This window comes from Rhodococcus sp. D-6 (assembly GCF_040256695.1).
Taxonomy (GTDB): domain Bacteria; phylum Actinomycetota; class Actinomycetes; order Mycobacteriales; family Mycobacteriaceae; genus Rhodococcus; species Rhodococcus pyridinivorans.
Genome location: NZ_CP132970.1, coordinates 4711700 through 4729374, shown reverse-complemented (window position 1 = coordinate 4729374; position 17675 = coordinate 4711700). Strand labels below are relative to the sequence as shown.

14 protein-coding genes are annotated in these 17675 nt (G+C 66.5%); 6 read left to right on the top strand and 8 right to left on the bottom strand.

All coding sequences use genetic code 11. The features are described 5' to 3' along the window. Window positions 1-9: 9 nt before the first annotated feature. Genes RBB84_RS22250 through RBB84_RS22240 form a run of 3 tightly spaced genes read right to left on the bottom strand, consistent with a single transcriptional unit; the run spans window position 10 to window position 3485 of the window. Complete coding sequence (locus RBB84_RS22250) at window positions 10-498, bottom strand: hypothetical protein (RefSeq protein WP_064257192.1); 489 nt, start codon at window positions 496-498, stop codon at window positions 10-12. Continuing rightward, a complete protein-coding gene (locus tag RBB84_RS22245; protein ID WP_064257193.1) occupies window positions 495-2954 on the bottom strand; it encodes a nitrate reductase in 2460 nt (819 codons plus the stop codon). Before RBB84_RS22245 ends, RBB84_RS22250 begins: the two co-directional genes overlap by 4 nt. 60 nt (window positions 2955-3014) lie before the next feature. Continuing rightward, window positions 3015-3485 carry a hypothetical protein gene (locus tag RBB84_RS22240; protein WP_138841334.1) on the bottom strand — a complete coding sequence of 157 codons (471 nt, stop codon included), beginning with the start codon at window positions 3483-3485 and terminating at the stop codon, window positions 3015-3017. A gap of 225 nt (window positions 3486-3710) precedes the next feature. Between RBB84_RS22240 and RBB84_RS22235 the strand changes: the two genes are divergently transcribed. Then, a complete protein-coding gene (locus RBB84_RS22235; protein ID WP_350246872.1) occupies window positions 3711-5492 on the top strand; it encodes a long-chain fatty acid--CoA ligase in 1782 nt (593 codons plus the stop codon). Between the two features lie 27 nt (window positions 5493-5519). On the opposite strand, the gene RBB84_RS22230 is transcribed toward RBB84_RS22235, so the two are convergent. Then, window positions 5520-8012 (bottom strand): response regulator, encoded by a 2493-nt coding sequence (locus RBB84_RS22230; RefSeq protein ID WP_350246870.1) that lies wholly within the window; start codon window positions 8010-8012, stop codon window positions 5520-5522. Between the two features lie 729 nt (window positions 8013-8741). Between RBB84_RS22230 and RBB84_RS22225 the strand changes: the two genes are divergently transcribed. Both RBB84_RS22225 and RBB84_RS22220 read left to right on the top strand, forming a co-directional pair. Then, a complete protein-coding gene (locus RBB84_RS22225) occupies window positions 8742-9155 on the top strand; it encodes a DUF2628 domain-containing protein (protein ID WP_006553472.1) in 414 nt (137 codons plus the stop codon). Between the two features lie 129 nt (window positions 9156-9284). After that, window positions 9285-10133: an ABC transporter permease gene (locus tag RBB84_RS22220; RefSeq protein WP_006553471.1), complete on the top strand. Its 849-nt coding sequence runs from the start codon at window positions 9285-9287 to the stop codon at window positions 10131-10133. Here the strand turns inward: RBB84_RS22220 and RBB84_RS22215 are convergent. The 3 genes from RBB84_RS22215 to rfbB all read right to left on the bottom strand — a co-directional run bounded on the left by RBB84_RS22215 (window position 10121) and on the right by rfbB (window position 14685). Next, the gene (locus RBB84_RS22215) at window positions 10121-11626 is read right to left on the bottom strand and encodes a glycosyltransferase family 39 protein (protein WP_350246869.1); all 1506 of its coding nucleotides are present in this window, start codon (window positions 11624-11626) and stop codon (window positions 10121-10123) included. The two genes, RBB84_RS22220 and RBB84_RS22215, sit on opposite strands and share 13 nt — an antisense overlap. 3 nt (window positions 11627-11629) lie before the next feature. Further along, window positions 11630-13534, bottom strand: coding sequence for a glycosyltransferase (locus RBB84_RS22210; RefSeq protein ID WP_006553469.1), 1905 nt, complete (start codon window positions 13532-13534; stop codon window positions 11630-11632). Window positions 13535-13677: 143 nt separating this feature from the next. Beyond that, window positions 13678-14685 (bottom strand): dTDP-glucose 4,6-dehydratase, encoded by a 1008-nt coding sequence (gene rfbB / locus RBB84_RS22205; protein WP_350246867.1) that lies wholly within the window; start codon window positions 14683-14685, stop codon window positions 13678-13680. Window positions 14686-14718: 33 nt separating this feature from the next. Between rfbB and rfbA the strand changes: the two genes are divergently transcribed. The 3 genes from rfbA (at window position 14719) to RBB84_RS22190 (ending at window position 16712) form a co-directional block, all read left to right on the top strand. Further along, window positions 14719-15594 (top strand): glucose-1-phosphate thymidylyltransferase RfbA, encoded by an 876-nt coding sequence (rfbA, locus tag RBB84_RS22200; protein ID WP_019290334.1) that lies wholly within the window; start codon window positions 14719-14721, stop codon window positions 15592-15594. Beyond that, complete coding sequence (gene rfbC, locus RBB84_RS22195; RefSeq protein WP_064257665.1) at window positions 15595-16197, top strand: dTDP-4-dehydrorhamnose 3,5-epimerase; 603 nt, start codon at window positions 15595-15597, stop codon at window positions 16195-16197. A gap of 71 nt (window positions 16198-16268) precedes the next feature. Then, window positions 16269-16712: a hypothetical protein gene (locus RBB84_RS22190; protein WP_064257664.1), complete on the top strand. Its 444-nt coding sequence runs from the start codon at window positions 16269-16271 to the stop codon at window positions 16710-16712. Window positions 16713-16759: 47 nt separating this feature from the next. Here RBB84_RS22190 and RBB84_RS22185 read toward each other — a convergent pair whose 3' ends face one another. Then, window positions 16760-17635: a DUF559 domain-containing protein gene (locus tag RBB84_RS22185; RefSeq protein WP_033097832.1), complete on the bottom strand. Its 876-nt coding sequence runs from the start codon at window positions 17633-17635 to the stop codon at window positions 16760-16762. Between the last annotated feature and the right edge of the window lie 40 nt (window positions 17636-17675).

Here is a 17675-nt window from a genome sequence, read left to right as displayed (position 1 = left end):
TGCCGTCGCTCAGTCGGTGATGACCGTCTGCGCTGCGATCTCCTTGAGTTTCGCGTTCGCCCAGCGCAGTTGGCGCAGGGTCTGCGGATGGCAGCGTTCGGAGAGGGCGAGCAGTTCGCGGTCGCTCAGGGCCTGCGCCGTCTGGGCGAGGATCTCCCAGTCGAGGGAGACACCCGCCGCCATGCGGTGCACGGTGCGCAGGTCCCGCAGCAGCAGGACACTCGGGGTGTGTCGGCGTCCGAGCATCTCGCTTCCCTTCCGCCGCACCTCAGCGAGCACCTCGTGGACGCCCTGAGGCTCGTCGTCGAGGTCGAGGTCGTAGTCGTGGCCGGCGCGGGCGAGTTCGCGCACATGCTGCTGCGACCAGCCGGCGATGTCACGCGCAACGTGGAAGATCTCGTGGTCGACCTTGTGCCGGTCCGCCGTGCGCAGCAGTTCGGTCGCCAGGTCGTTCTCCGAGCGGTGCAGTTCGCGGATCGCCAGGGAGACCTTGTTCATCGCGGTCCTCCGTCGTCGAGCGTCTCGGTGATCTCGGCGTCCGGTCCACCCGAGGTGGCGGGCACGCTGCCGGAGACCGGTGCCGAGGCGGTGGTGGTCGGTGCCGCGGACGGCCCGCCCTCGGCGACGGCGACCCGTTCGACGCGCGCGGCGCCCGACTTGAACAGGGGTTGCTTGGACGCCGGGTCCCAGTCGGTGAAGGTCAGTTCGTTGGCCGCGCGCCCCTCGAGCGCCGGTTCGTGGCCCGCCGGGGTGTCCCAGTAGCCGTAGTGGAACGGCAGGAACAGCACCCCGTTCCGGATCCCGCTGATCCGCAACCGCGCGGTGACGTGCCCGCGCGGGGTGTCGATCCGCAGCAGGTCGCCCTCCGACCAGCCGTGCCGCTCGGCGTCGCCCGCCGACATCTCCACCCACACCTCCGGTGCCGCGCGTTGCAGTTGCGGGGCGCGGCCGGTCTTCGTGCGGGTGTGGAAGTGGTAGAGCGTGCGGCCGGTGGTGAGTAGATAGGGATACTCGTCGGAGACCGTCTCGTGCGGGGGAAGATACTCACCCGCCTTGATGATCGCCTTGCCGAAGGGGTTCAGCGCCCGGTACTCGGTGGGTTCGACCGGCGCTCCGGTGACCATGTCCCGCCCGTAGTTCTCGCAGTAGTCCGGTGCGGCCCAGAACTTTCCGCCCTCGTAGAGACGTTCGGTCCCGTCGGGTGCGTCGGCGTTGCACGGCCACTGGATTCCGCTTCCGCCACGTAGTTTTTCGTAGGTGATGCCCGTGTAGTCGCAGGGCCGCCCGGCCGTGCACTCCTTCCACGCCTCGAATGCCTCCTCGGGCGTGGACCACTTCACGAGCGGGTCTCCGTCCTTGTCACGCAGATCGATCCGGCGCGCGTAGTCGACGAAGATGTCGAGATCGGGTCTGGCCTGTCCGGGTGGTTCGACGGCCTTCTCCGACAGGTGCACGGTCCGGTCGGTGTTGGTGAACGTCCCGGTCTTCTCACCCCAGGTCGCAGCGGGCAGGACGACGTCGGCCAGCTGCGCGGTCTCCGACAGGAAGATGTCCTGCACAACGAGGAAAAGCCTGTCCTGGGAGAGGATCTCACGCACCCGGCGCAGTTCCGGCAGGGACACCGCCGGGTTCGTCCCGCTCACGTAGAGGAAGCGGATCGAGCCGTCCTCGACGTACCGCATCATCTGCATGAGGTGGGTGGGCGCGGTGTAGTGCGGGATCCGCATCGGATCGATGTTCCACACCCGGGCGAGGTCCTCGACGTGCGATTCGTTGGCCCAGTTGCGGAAGGCCGGCAGGTCGCCGTCGGCGCCGCATTCGCGGGTGTTCTGCGCGGTGGGCTGCCCGTTCATCTGGAGGACTCCGCAACCGGGCCTACCGAGCATGCCGCGCACGAGATGGATGTTGTTCACCTGCACGGCAGCCGCGGTGGCCTGATGGGACTGGTAGAAGCCCTGCAGGACCGTCGAGAGCAGCCGCTCCGCCGTGCCGAGCAGTCGAGCGGCCTCCCGCAGATCCTCGATGGGGACGTCGCAAATCTCGGCGGCCTTCTCGAGGGGATAGTCGTCGAGTTGGGTGCGCAGTTCGTCGAATCCGACGGTGTGGTCCTCGATGTACTTCTCGTCGATCCACCCGCGTCGCAAGATCTCGTGCAACAGCCCGTTCATGAGGACGACGTTGGTGCCCGGGCGCGGGGCGAGGTGCACCGTCGCGGCCCGCGCGACCGGCGTCCGCCGCGGATCCACACAGATCACGGCCGGCGGATTCGGTCCGGCGAGCCGATCGAGGACCCGCGTCCATGTCACCGTCTGCGTCTCGGCCATGTTGTGTCCGTAGAGCGCGATGACGTCGGCATGATCGATGTCGGTGTAGGAGCCGGGCTGGCCGTCGCACCCGAAGGACTGTTTGAGGGCGGCAGCCGCCGTCGCTGTGCACAGCCTCGTGTTGCCGTCCATGTGGTTGGTGCCGATGCCACCGTGACCGATGAGCGCGAGGGTGTAGTACTCCTCCAGGAACAGCTGCCCGGTGGTGTAGAAGCCGACCGAACTGGGGCCGCGCTCGTCGAGCAGTTGTTTCGTGCGACCGGCAACGGCATCCATCGCGGTGTCCCAGTCGGTCTCGACGAGTTTGCCGTCGCGGCGGATCAACGGCACGGTGAGCCGGTCCTCCGAGTGGTTCGCCTGCCAGCCGAACAGATCCTTGGGGTCGAGCCGCCCGTGGTTGACCCGGTCGACGGCGCGTCCGCGCACCCCCACCATGCGTCCGTCCTTGACGGCGATGTCGAGGCCGTCGCCGTTGGAATGCAGGATGGTCGCCGACTGCACCCATCTGTCGACATCGTCCTCGGTCAGTCCGTCGGCGAGATAGGTGTCGACGCGGATGGGCCAGCGTTGCCCGCGTCCGTAGGGTGTGCGCGAACCCCACGGATCCGCGATGCGATCCACGGTGGTCATGTTCCCGGCAGTACCCGGGGTGGGAGTGCTCAAACGTTGCACCCCCACACGACCGGACCTTCAGTTCCTCGCAGCGACGATGATGGCGTGGATGATCCATACCGGCAGCCACGCGCCGCACGTGATCAATGTGAGGACGAGATGCAGGAGATGGGGGCAGTCCGCGCGTTTCACATTATTGACGGTGACCTGCTGGATCGGCGCGAACGGCTGCGGGGGCGGGTACGCAGACTGCGGATGCCCGTGGAACTGCTGATGCGCGTAATTCTGTGGCGGGTACTGCTGTTGCGCGTGCGGATACGGCTGCTGATTCTGCTGCTGTGCATACAGGTTCTGCTGGTGCTCGGCGACTCTCCGTTGCTGTTCTTCGAGCGCGATCTGCTGATGGTGGTCTCGAAGACGCTGAGCTTCGGCCTCGCGCTCCTGCTCTTCCTTCCAGGCGCGAAGACGGTTCAACTCCTCGAGTTCCCCTGGCTCGAGATCCCTCTGGTACTTCGGTTGCGGTTCCCAGTTTCCTGCCGGTCCGGTCATCGGTGGTTCCTCTCCCCTCGCCGGTTCCACGAAACCGGAACGAACGTCAAATAGGTCGAATCGTACAGACAGGAGTCACTACAGCCGAGATCTGACTCTGCCTGTTCCTCAGTCCATCCCATCAGGACACGCGCGCGAAATCTCGGAACACAATCCGGCAGATCCGACCGCGGATGTACGCACTTCGTCCTACACTTTCGCCACCCTCGACCTCGGGAGCCAGTGATGACCCCTCGTGCCACCTCACCGTCGACCCTCTGCGAAGCCTTCCAGACCACCGCCGCGGCGTACCCCGACAAGGTCGCGCTGCGCACCCCCGACGACTCCGTCTCCTACACCTGGCGTCAGTACGCGCAGCGCGTCGAACGCCTCGCCGCCGGACTCGCCGGGCTCGGCGTGAACCGCGGGGACACCGTCGGCCTCATGCTCACCAACCGGCCCGAATTCCACCTTCTCGACACCGCCGCGATCCACCTCGGCGCGGCGCCGTTCTCGATCTACAACTCGCTGACCGCCGAACAGATCTCGTACGTGCTCGGCAACGCCGGCAACCACGTGATGATCGCCGAGGAACAGTTCGTCCCCGTCCTGCGGCAGGCGATCGGCGACACGAAGGTCGAGCACCTGGTGTGCATCGACGGCAAACCGGAAGGCACCATCTCCCTCGACGGCCTCGAGGCCGCCATCGATCCGTCCTTCGACTTCGAGGCCTCGTGGAAGGCCGTGCAACCGCCCGACCTGCTGACCCTCATCTACACCTCGGGCACCACAGGCCCGCCGAAGGGTGTCGAACTCACCCACGCCAACCTGCTCGCCGAACTCGAAGCGACGAGCTCGTATCTGCCCATCGGTCCGGACGACCGGATCCTGTCGTATCTGCCCGACGCGCACATCGCCAACCGCTGGGGCTCGCACTACTCGAGCCTGTACAGCGGCATGCAGATCACCACGCTCGACGACCTCAAGCAGGCCATCACCGTGCTACCGAGCCTGCGGCCGACGCTCTTCGGCGCCGTCCCCCAGGTCTGGTACAAGCTCAAGGCCGCGATCGACAAGACCCTCGCCGAGGAGTCGAGCCCGATCAAGAAGAAGCTCGCGCTGTGGGCGATCGACGTCGGACGCAAGCGCGCCCGGCTGCAGTCCGACGGCAAACCGGTCCCCCGGTCCCTCGAGGTGCAGCACGCGGTGGCCGACAGGCTGGTGCTGTCCGCGATCCGCGGCAAACTCGGTCTCGACCAGGTCCGCGCCGCCGTCACCGGAGCCGCGGCGATCTCGCCGGAGGTCCTCGAGTTCGTTCTCGCCCTCGGCATTCCGTGCTCCGAGGTGTGGGGCATGTCGGAGACCTCGTGCGTGGTCACGATGAACCGGCCGGGCGCCATCCGCATCGGTACCGTCGGCCAGGCCGTGCCGTGCGCGCAGATCAGGATCGCCGAAGACGGCGAACTGCTCGTCTCCGGCCCGCTGCTCATGAAGGGCTACCGCAACGACCCCGAGAAGACTGCCGACGCAATCGATTCCGACGGCTGGTTGCACACCGGCGACATCGGCGAGATCGACGCGGACGGTTACCTACGGTTGATCGACCGGAAGAAGGAGATCATCGTCAACGCGGCGGGGAAGAACATGTCGCCCACCAACATCGAAGGCGCCCTGCGTGCCGCGTGCCCGATGCTCGGTGGCGCCGTCGCCATCGGCAACGACCGCCCCTACAACGTCGCCCTGCTCGCACTCGACCCCGACGCCCTGGCCGTCTTCGCCGAACAGCACGGTCTCAGCGGCACCCACGAGGAACTCACCCGGCATCGGGTGGTCCTCGAGTCGATCGCGAAATCGGTCGAGGAGGCGAACAGCAAGTTGTCGCGGGTCGAGCAGATCAAGAAGTACACGGTGCTGCCGACGATCTGGGAACCCTCGGGCGACGAACTGACCCCGACCATGAAGCTCAAGCGCAAGCCCATCGACGCGAAGTACGCGGAGGAGATCGACAAGTTGTACGCGGGAGCCTGATCCGTCACAGGGCGGCTGATCCCCGAGTTATTTCGACGAATCGGTGAGCGACGCGGTGTAATCGCCGACGATCTGCTCGGCGATCTCACGCACCTTGACGTTGCGGTGCTGGGAGAAGGCGACGAGTTTGTCGAACGCCGCGTCGGCGTCGCACTTGAACGTGGCCATCATCAGTCCGACGGCCTTGCTCAGTGTCGACCGGGTCTCCAACGCCGTCTTCAACTGGTCGGACTCACGCTCCCGCGCGGCGAGCATCTGCTCACGCAGCCACGACAATTCGAGGTTCACGCGAACGCGGGCGACGAGTTCATCGGGGTGGAACGGTTTGGTGATGTAGTCGTCGGCGCCGGTGCGCAGACCACCGATCGTGGCCTCCGCGCCGGCACGTGCCGTCAGGAGGATGACCGGCAGACGGGAGGTCGCCGGGTCGCGGCGGATCTCCCCGAGCAGCTCCACCCCGTCCCGGCCGGGGAGCATGATGTCGCTGAGGACGAGATGCGGCGGTCGCGATCGGATCCGCTCGAGTGCGGCATCGCTGTCCCCCACCGCATCCACGTGCCAGCTCTGGCGACGCAACAACTGCGTCAGGTAGTCACGCATGTCCGCGTTGTCCTCGATCACGAGGATCCGTGGCAACGATTCCACATCCTCTCCCTGCGTGGACGATTCGTCCTCGTCGAAAGTGACCCTGTCCCACTGTTGCGCTTCGCCGACGTACATGGCGCCCAGATCCCCCGGAACGGTTCCGGCCGGAGACTCCGACGTCGGGTCGAGGACGCGGGGAACGGACACGGTGAAGGTGCTGCCGCGTCCGAGTTCACTGGACACGGTTACCTCTCCCCCGAGCGCGTGGACCCAGTCCGAGACGAGGGACAGACCCAGCCCGATCCCTTCCCGGCTGCGTCCGCCGGCGCTCTCGACGCGATGGAACCGTTCGAAGACGCGGGCGAGTTCCGACTCCGGAATGCCGAGACCCGTATCGGCGACCTTCAGGACCAGTCGATCGCCCTCGACGTCCAGATCCACCTCGACCGACCCCGAAGGGGTGTACTTGATCGCGTTCGAGAGCAGGTTCAGCACGATATGAGCCCACGTCTGGGGATCGAGCCGGGTCTGCTCGGCCGCCGCGTCGGCGATCCGGCTGCGCAGGTCCAGGCCCGCACGCTGAGCCGCGTCGGCGAACAGGTCCACACATTCGGCCGTGAGCGCCGCCGGATCGGTCGGCCTCAGGGGCTTCCGCGACGGGTCGGTCTCGGCACGCGTCGCTTCGAGCAACGCGTCGACGAGCCGCCGCAACCGGATCGCGGCGCGCTGAGAGGCCTCCAGCGACTGCCGCTGCGCGTCCGTCAACGTCGTGGCCTCGTCGAGCACGCTCTGCAACGGGCCGAGGAGCAGCGTGAGCGGCGTGCGGAACTCGTGGCTGATCGATTCGAGGAACCGCGTCTTGGCAGCGTCGAGCGCCGCGAACGCATCGGCCCGGCGACGCTCGGCATCCATCGCTGACGCATCGCGCAGCAGCCCCGAAATCTTCGTGACCACGAGGTCGACGAAGGTCGAGTACGCGGCGTCGAACACCCGGTACGGACTCAGTCCGACGGCGAGGACACCGAGCGGGAAGTCGTGTCCCGACGCCGTCAACGGCACGAGGAGGAGGGTGCCGATCGGATGGTCGCCGAGGGCCCGCTGCGGGTCGAGCAGATCCGGGGAACGCTCGGCGACGCCGGAGACGACGAAGGGTTCGGAGGCTCTGGCGGCCTTCGACAGCAGCTGGTCCTCATCCGGTCCGAGCAGGGCACCCGAGAAGCCGGGCTTCGTCCCCATTACGGCGAGCTGCTTCCAGTTCGGTTGCGGATCATCGGGATCCACCACCCGGCTGTCGAGGAACAGCGCGGCCAGGGGAATGTCCTGATGGCTCGGAGCGAGCGCGTCCAGCGCGTTCCGGCACGTGTCGATCACCGACAGGCCCGAATCGGTGATCGCCACCGTACCCAGGCGGCTCAGAGCCTCCAGACGACGCTCACCGAGTACCCGTGAGGTGACGTCGGTGGTCGCGACGAAGACCCCCGCGACCTCGCCGGACTCGTCGCGGATCGGGCTGTAGGAGAAGGTCCAGTAGGTTTCTTCCTCGTAGCCGTGGCGCTGCATGAACAGCAGTTCTTCCTCGGCGAAGGTGGCGGTGCCCGCCATCGCCCGTTCGACGCGCGCGCCCACCTCGTCCCACACCTCGTGCCAGCATTCCGGCGCCGGTTGCGCGACCGCCGCGGGGTACTTGTCGCCGAGGACGGGGATGATCGCGTCGTTGAAGATCTGCACCAGCTGCGGCCCCCACCACAGGAGCATCGGCACCTCGGACGGCAATACCGTCCGCACTGCCATGCGCAGTTCCGCCGGCCAGGACTCCACCGGCCCCAGAGGGGTGGCCGACCAGTCGGTCTTCCGAAACCGTTCCAGGCATTCTCCCGGCCCCGCGAACAGGCGTTCCGCCGACCACGCCTCTCCCGACTCGGCTGTCGCCCTCATGCCCCGTCACTCCCATCTCCGGTACGTCCCGCCCGCCGTCATTCTCCCCCGATATCGCGCAGAACGACGCCACATGGAGGACATGCGTCCTCCTTTCCCCAGGTGGGCGGCATGGGTGGAAATGGTGGTACGTCGGCGGACGCTGGGAACAGTGAAGGCGGCGGCTTCGGCGGCGGGGCCCGACCCGCCGGCGCCTACGTCATCAGCGGTGGGAACGTGTCGGGCGACCCGCCGTGGACGTCAACCGTCTGGTGCGCTCGATCGCGGGGGTGGTGATCACCTTCCTGATCACGCGCACTGTCGTCGACCGTCCGCCGAGTCGAACCGTTGGTCTAGTACAGGACCGACCGTTGCCCGTATTGCGCTTCCGGACGGTCCCGTAGAACTTCACCGATGGCGGCCTGCCTGCACTTCCTTCGACGCGCGCTCGGCCTCCACCACAACTGAGGGCGAACCCTCGGCGCGCTCGTCGCCGGTGCATGGCTCGGCGAGACGCAGCAGGTGCAGATACAACCGACGTCGGAACTGTACGAGTGGCTGGGCGACTCCGGCCATATGGACGACGGCGACTGACGAGGAGCCGAGCGAGTCCGACGTTGTGTGCGAGGAAACGCCGAGAACTCGACAACAACGTCGGACTCGATTGCACCCGATCGTGTTTCCCGCGTGACAGATGTGCATACTGTTGCGGGTCGTTCAGGGGGAACGACCGCGACGATCAGGGGGATCATGACCGACCTCAGCATGCCCGCAGCCGGCTCCGACAGGTTCGAGGGTCTGAGCGAGACGTGGCGGTTCCGCTTCGAATTCTTCGCCGCATACGGCGTCCCGGGATCGCTGAAGACGTCTCCCGAATACACCGCGGCCTTCCGCGCCCTGCCGCTGCGGCAGCGCATGAAGCTGAACATGAATCTGCTCGGGTTCCTGTTCGGCATCTTCTACCTGCTGTATCTACGGTTGTGGAAGAAGGCGCTGGTGGTGTTCGGCGTCGGCCTCATGCTGGGTCTCCTCGTCGTCGCGCTGGCGCTGCCCTCGACCGTCGACACCGCTCTCACACTCGGCCTGTGGCTCTACGCCGCGAGTCGCGTGAACGTCTACCACTACGAGAACCGGGTACTCGGCCGTCAGACGTGGGGCCTGTAGCCCCGGCTCCGGCGTGCACTTCTCGTCGTGAATACCGCGCAAGATCGACAGGACCTGCACACGCACGGCGGTCCCGTCGACCCCGCGCCCCGGCAGGTCACATTTACGCCGCGGGTAGGCTCGGGACCCGTGTCTGATGCCCTCACCGTCGACGACGAACCCATCGAGTCGTCCTCACGTTCGTTCCGGCGCGCGTTCCAGGATCTGCGCGAAGGCTTCAACCACCGCGAACTGTGGTTGCTGCTCGGCTGGCAGGACATCAAGCAGCGCTACCGCCGGTCGGTGCTCGGCCCGTTCTGGATCACGATCGCCACGGGTGTGTCGGCGATCGCGATGGGTGTGCTCTACGGCACGCTGTTCAACCTCGATGTCCCGGAGTTCCTGCCGTACGTCGCGCTCGGCTTCATCATCTGGAACCTGATCCAGGGGTCGATCCTCGAGGGCGCGGACGTGTTCATGTCCAACGAGGGCCTGATCAAACAGCTGCCGACGCCGCTCAGTGTGCACGTCTACCGGCTGGTGTGGCGGCAGATGATCCTGTTCGCGCACAACATCGTCATCTACATCGGCATCTTCATCTTCTTCCCACGTCAGCTGTACTGGACGGCCTTCCTCGCCATCCCGGCGCTGGCGTTGATCGCGATCAACGCGGTGTGGGTGTCGCTGGTGTTCGGCATCCTCGCCACGCGCTACCGCGACATCGCGCCGCTGCTCGGCAGCATCGTCCAGCTGCTGTTCTTCATGACACCGATCATCTGGACGGAGAAGACGCTCGAGGGCACCGGCAACGAGGGGCGGGCGCGGATCGCGGAGATCAACCCGCTCTACCACTTCCTCGACATCGTGCGGACCCCACTGCTCGGCGGCGACCAGCAGCTCTACCACTGGGTCATCGTCCTGATCATCACCGTCGTCGGCTGGGGTATCGCCCTGCTCGCGCTGCGCAACTACCGCTCGCGCGTCGCCTACTGGGTCTGAGCCGGTTCGAGCCGGACCAGCTGTGAACGGTGGATCGGCTCCCGGTCGGTGATCCGGAAACCGACGGCCTCGAGCTCCCGGTAGGTGTCGGTCTCGGTGAACCGGTGGGGTTCGAACCGCCACCACACGTTGTTCGGGTGCCACACCCGGAAGCCGGTCTCGCGCTCGCCGTCGGCGACCACCCACAGCACCTCGCATCGGGCCGCCGCGCGTCGGGCGAGTTCCGGCGGCGGAGCGTCGGTCGACCACAGGTTCACGCGGTCGACGGCGTCGTAGCCGAGCCCCACGTCGTCGAGTCCTTCCACCGCGTCGGGCCGGGCGTCAACGACCGCGCGCAGTGAGGTCGGTGCCCACGAGACGCGCGATTCGAAAGCGACACAGTCGCCGGGTTCGGAGCGTTCGACCAGCCGGTCGGCGATCACGCTGTAGTCCATCCCGCCGGCCTTGCCGAACGGCTGTCGCTGCTGCACGTAGGCCGGCGCAACGCTGACGGCGACCGCAGTCAGCACCACCAGCATCGACCACCAGCGGGTTGCGATGCGGGCCGCCGCCCAGCCCACGAGCAGCACCATCGCGGGAACCGTGAACGACAGATAGCGCTCGAGGTACATGTTGTCCTCGAGCAGCGAGTAGCCGAGCAACAGCACCATGGGCACGGCGAAACCCGGCACAGCGAGCCACAGCAGGGTCCGCTCCCCAGGCTCCGCGCCACGACGGCACGCGGCGATCACCCCGGCGACGACGATCGCGGCGAACAAGGCGGCCGTCCACGGGGCCTGCGGGAACCACTGATCGAGAGCGATCGTGCGGACGATCGTCGAGTCGAGCGGAGGAATCCAGGCGACCTGCTTGGCCTGCGAATAGGCGAGCAGGACGAACGGCGTCGACAAGGCCGCGCCCACCCCTGCGGACAACAGGAACGCACCGCGCCCACGACCACGGACCAGCACGGTGAGGAGATGCGCGACAACGACCGTCGCGGAGTACACGAACATCACCGTCGCGACCGGCAGGACGACGGCGTACAGCGCCCACCACCGTCTACGGCCGGTCGCGCAGCCGAGCGCGACCAGCAGCGACAACACCGCGACCAGCGCCGCAGCGAAGGCATAGGACCGCGCTTCGGTGGCCGCCCAGGTCACCCGCGGCGACAGCGCGAACAGCACCCCGGCGGCGATCCCCACGCGACGACCCGCCAGCACCTGGCCGGTCGCCGTGACGGCTGCGGCACCCACCCCGAGCGCGAGCACACCGGGCAGGCGGGCGGTGAACTCGTCGACGCCCACGAGGGAGAACCAGTAGTGCAGCAGCAGATTGTGCAGGCCGTGGACGGCGTCGATCCGGGTGTGGACGCGGAGCATCCCCTCGACCGACCGGTCGGCACTCGAGATGGTGGCGGCCTCGTCCCACCACAGCGAGGGGACCCACGAGAACGCCCCTGCGACGAGCACGGTCGCAACCCCGATCAGCAGGGGAAACGACCATGCCCTCACGGTCTACCCGTCGATGCCGTACAGGCGCGCCCAGTTCTCGCGGCTCGTGAGCTTGGGGAGCGCTTCCTGCCAGACCGTCTTCATCCGGGGCGCTTCCTTGCGAAGCTGCCAGCACACCTTCGCGGCCTGCTTCGCGAGGTCGACGGCGGTGTCCTTGTCGCGGTGACGCACCCGCACGGCGTTCTGCGAGGCGTCGGTGACGACGGCCTTGTCGAACAACGACACGTGCCACCACGATGCGAAGTGAGCGGGAACGGTGACCGTCCGGCGGTCGACCTTGCCGGCGAACTGCTGCACGGCACGCTTGAGCAGCACCAGGCCCTCGCGCTTCTTGTCGGGCTCGAACTGCCAGACCGACATCTGCGTGTGCGGATCGGATTCCTTGCCCACCTGCGCGGCCGGAAGCGGCTTCGTCTCGGGATAGCGGTCGCGCAGTTCGCGCAGTTCCTTCAGCACGGACTGGCCGCCGTCGTAGAGGAAGTCCGGTCCGGCGAGGAAGTCCTCCGCAGCCTTGATGAAGGTCGCGGCGAGACCGTACTGCATCGAGACGATGAGCTCACTGATCTTGCGGAACAGGTACTTCGACATGTCGTTACCGTCGAAGCGCCCGTAGATGGACGAGACGATCAGGCCGTTGCGGATGCTGAAATAGCGCGCCCAGTCGTCGTAGTCCTTGAGATAGAAGTCGGCATGCCACACACCCGCATTGGGCAGGGTGACCGTCGGATGCCCCGCGTACCGGGCACGGATGCCGTATTCGATGTCGTCCCACTGGAAGAACAGCGGGATGGGCAGACCGCAGTCGGCGATGATCTCGGCGGGCAGCAGGCAGGTCCACCAGCCGTTCCAGCCGGCGTCGAAACGCATGTCCTGCTTCTTCTTCACGAGGTCGATGCCCATGCGCGCACCCGGAGTCAGTGCGCCGGCGGTGATCTCGTCGAGCACCTCACGCTCGGCCGAGACGTGCAGGACCTGGGGATTGCTCAGCGACAGCATCTGGGCACCGACGATCGTCGGCTGCACCGTCATGTTCGCGAAAGCGTTGAGACGCAACACCGATTCGGGTTCGCACAGGATGTCGTCGTCCATGACGATGACGTTGGCGTGCTCGGCCTTGGCGGAACCGGTGATCTCGTACATGCCGCGCGAGAAGCCACCCGCACCACCGAGATTCGGCTGGGTCAGGTAGATGAGCTTGTCGCCGAGCTTGTCGGCGACCTCGGCGAACGCCGAGCGCGAGCGCACCTGGTCGGTGCCCTGGTCGACGATGCACACCGCTTCGATGTCGGCCATCGCCCCGTCGTCCGAGGCGAGAGTGCCGACGGTGACGGTGCAGTCGTCGGCGCGGTTGAACGTGCAGATGACCACAGCCGCGGGACGCAGGTGCTCGGGAGCGGCGACCGTCCAGCGCGCGTCGGAGACGAGCACCGATCCGTTGCCGGCATCGATGGAGAACCACATCGCACCGCCGTCGACGAACCGTTCGATCGGCAGCTCGAGGTCGAGCTCGCCCGAACCCGACACCGTCTCGACCGTCACGATCCGCTCGCGTCCGCGTGCATCGGACGCCCACACGGTGAACTCAGCCGTACCGGAGCAGCCGTAGGTGAGCTGCAGGTTCACGGTCTTCACGTCGGTCCAGCGCTGCCAGAACGTCGCGGGAAAGCGGCCGAAATAGGTGTTGGTGTGGGCGGTCGCGCCGTCGGCGAGCTGCAGCCCGTAGCGGTCGGACGCCGCGCCACCCTTCGTGTGGACGTACATCTTCTCCGGCACGCGCGGCGACAGAGATGCGAAGACACCGCGCTGGACGATCAGCCGGTCGCGACGCACCGGTTCGGTGAGAACCTCGTCCAGTGTGTCCGCCTCATGTCCGATCGTGCTTGTGTCGCCGGCAGCTGCCTGCTCCATCGGGCTACTCCCCGCTCGTGGTCGATCCGCTGTTTTCGATGCGACAGTAGCAGCGGAAACAGGAGCTCCACGGTTGTGTGCGTCGTGTACCGGTGTTTCGACCCATTCGCGAATTGTGCCGGGACCACCCCGAACGGCGCGGGTTATCCGCCCAGAACGCGCTCGACGCGCCTGTAGGCGGCCTCGGTGGCCCGTTTCTGTGGCGTCCACCACTGCTCGTGGGCGCGGTACCAGTCGATGGTCGCGGCCAGCCCTTCACGGAAGTCGCGGTAGCGGGGCGCCCAGCCCAGTTCGGTGCGCAGTCGGGTCGCGTCGATGGCGTACCGCAGGTCGTGGCCGGGGCGATCGGTGACGAAATCGAACTCGTCACGGCCCTTGCCGCACAGCTCGAGGACGGTTTCGACGACGGTGCGGTTGTCGGTCTCCCCGTCGGCGCCGATCAGATAGGTCTCGCCGAGCCGGCCGTGTTCGATGATCGTCCACACGGCGCTGTTGTGGTCGTCGACGTGGATCCAATCCCGCACGTTGGTGCCGGTGCCGTAGAGCTTGGGGCGCACACCGGTGAGCACGTTGGTGATCTGGCGGGGGATGAACTTCTCCACGTGCTGATAGGGGCCGTAGTTGTTCGAGCAGTTGGAGATGGTCGCGCGGACGCCGAACGAGCGCACCCAGGCGCGCACCAGCAGATCCGAGCCGGCCTTCGTCGACGAATAGGGGCTCGACGGATTGTAGGCGGTGGTCTCGGTGAACTTGATCGGATCGTTCAGCGGCAGGTCGCCATAGACCTCGTCGGTGGAGATGTGGTGATAACGCACGTCGTACTTGCGGACGGCCTCGAGCAGGGTGAAGGTGCCCACGAGATTGGTCTGCACGAACGGTGCGGGGTTCGCCAGCGAGTTGTCGTTGTGGGATTCGGCGGCGAAGTGCACCACCAGATCGGTGTCGGCGACGAGCCGGTCGACCAGCTCGGCGTCGGCGACATCGCCCTGGACGAAGGTGATCGTGTCGGCGACGGGGTCGAGGGAGGCGCGATTGCCGGCGTAGGTGAGCTTGTCGAGCACGGTGACCTGCGTGTCGGGTCGTTCCGCGACGGTCTGATGGACGAAGTTCGCGCCGATGAAACCGGCACCACCGGTGACGAGCAGCCTCATTGGCGCAAGCCTACTCATGCGAGACTGTCCGACATGCGCGGAATCATCCTCGCGGGTGGGACGGGCTCGCGTCTGCATCCGATCACCCAGGGCGTGAGCAAGCAACTCGTGCCCGTCTACGACAAGCCGATGATCTACTACCCGCTCTCGACGCTCATGCTCGCCGGGATCCGCGACATCCTCATGATCACCACCCCGCACGACGCCGGACAGTTCCGCTGGTTGCTCGGCGACGGTTCGCAGTTCGGCGTGAACATCACCTACGCGATCCAACCCTCACCCGACGGCCTGGCACAGGCCTTCGTGCTCGGCGCCGACCACATCGGAACCGAGCCGGTCGCATTGATCCTCGGCGACAACATCTTCTACGGCCCCGGCCTCGGCACCCAGCTCAAACGCTTCGCCCACATCGACGGTGGTGCGGTGTTCGCGTACCGGGTGTCCGATCCGTCGGCCTACGGGGTGATCGAGTTCGACTCCACCGGTCGCGCCCTGTCGCTCGAGGAGAAACCCGACGACCCGAAGTCGAACTTCGCGGTGCCGGGGCTGTACTTCTACGACAACGACGTCGTCGAGATCGCCCGGTCGCTGAAGCCGTCGGCGCGCGGGGAACTGGAGATCACCGACGTCAACCGCACCTATCTCGAAGCGGGGAAACTGCAGGTCGAGGTGTTGCCGCGCGGTACCGCCTGGCTCGACACCGGCACCTTCGACTCGCTGCTCGACGCGTCGAACTACGTGCGCACCATCGAACAACGTCAGGGATTGAAGATCGGTGCGCCCGAGGAGGTCGCGTGGCGTCTCGGGTTCATCGACGACGAGCAACTGCGCGCCGCGGCCGAGCCGCTGGTGAAGTCGGGCTACGGCAGCTACCTGCTGGATCTGCTCGAACGAGGAAAGGACCGCTAGGTGCACTACCGCGAACTGAAGGTCGCCGGGGCGTGGGAGATTACGCCGAAACAGTTCGGCGACGACCGGGGCGTGTTCCTCGAATGGTTCAAGCAGGAGAGTTTCACCGACGCCGTCGGCCGGCCCCTGGAGTTGGCGCAGGCGAACTGCTCGGTCTCCGCCGCCGGAGTACTGCGCGGCATCCACTACGCGGATGTACCTCCCGGACAGGCGAAGTACGTCACGTGCGTGTCGGGGTCGGTGCTCGACGTTGTCGTCGACCTGAGGGTGGGGTCGCCGACCTTCGGGCAGTGGGATTCGGTGCTGCTCGACACGAAGGACCGGCGCGCGATCTTCCTGTCCGAGGGCCTCGGCCACGGTTTCCTCGCCCTCGAGGACAACTCGACCGTCGTCTACCTGTGCTCGACGGGCTACGACCCCGACCGTGAGCACGAGGTGAACCCCTTCGATCCGGAGATCGGGATCGATTGGCCGACAACGGGACCTGACGGCAGGTCGCTGACCTACGAACTGTCGGCCAAGGACCGGGCGGCACCCACCCTCGCCGACGCCCGCGAAGCGGGTCGTCTCCCGCACGCACAAGACTCAGCCACCGATCCGTAACATCTTGGGACTCTTGCCGATAGCCAGGGCAGTGCTTCCGCACCGACATACCGAAGAGACAGGATCCGACCGTGAACTTGAAGACCACCCTCGGACGGGTAGCGAGCGTCGGCGTCGCAGCCGCCGTTACCGCCGGCCTCGCTGTTGCCGGAACTTCCACCGCTTCCGCGGACTCGAACTGGACCACGTTCACCAATACGGTGGGTCTGCACCTCGATACGGGTTCGAGCGGGTATGCCGGCAACGCAACCCCGTTCATCGATGCACCGGTCGTGCTCCGAACCGACCCCGCCTCTCCCGAACTGCCACTCTGGATCGGGGGAATCGGATCACCGTTCTGCCCCTGCACCGTGCACTGGCACAACGAGACCACAGGTGAGCGCGGGAGGGTACGTGCCAACAGCACTCTGCTCCCCTCGGAAACGGGTGCCGGGGAGATCTCGGCATACGTCACCATCGACGGCAACGTCAGCGTCACCGCCGTTCGTGGCGTCGCCAACTGGACCGCCCGATAGCAGATCTGGTTGTTCCGACGGCGTTCAGCGCGGTCGGAACAACCAGATCATCGGGTGCGGCCGAGTGCCGCACGGATCCGGCGTACGACGCCGTCCGGGTCCTGCGTCAACATGTGCCAGGTGAATCGCAGAACGTGCCATCCTGCGTTGATCAGGACGTTCTGTCTTTCGATGTCGTGGCAGTGACGGTCTGCGTCGCGATGCCACACCCAGCCGTCGATCTCTATCGCCACCCGTTCGGCCTCGAACGCGACGTCGATCTCGTATCCACAGCTCATCACGTGTGCACGCCAGCCGGTGAACCCTGCCTGACGTAGCAGCCGATGGAAGATGCGTTCGGCCTGGGAATGCCCGCCGTCCCGGGCGGTGCACAACAATTTCTCCGCAGCGCGCGACCCACGACGTCCCGGATTCCTCAGGTGGGACCGCTCCAGCAGAGCCAACGACGTGTGTCGTTGAAGTGCTCTGTCCATGAGGACGGAACCCTCTTTCAGCTCGACCGCTGCCTCCAACACCGTGAGAGGTACACCTGTGACCCGCAGCCCGCGCACGGTCACGATGTCGTCGGCGGGCAGGTCCCTGCGACGGAGGTGCACATTCCCGTTCCTCACGATGGCCCGCCCATGTGGGACGGTGACGAAGTAACGGGCGGGAGGCCTGTCGAGGATTCCGTGCCACCACGCGGCGCTCGGACCCCATGCCGTCGCCGCACGTCCCGCACCGTAGACAGCGGCGCGAAGGTGCACCGAAGGGGTCCGCTCCCGATCGGCACGGAGATACACACCGGGAACCAGTGAGACCCATTCACCCGACCGCACGTAGTGATCGATGATTGCGATGCTCAGACCGCACCGCACCGCCTGATCGCGGGTGACGACACCGTCCTGCCTGGCCATGATCGCGTGTGCTCGGGAGCGTGACATATCCGGTTCGACGCCACAGGAGCCGGACCGGTTCCACACA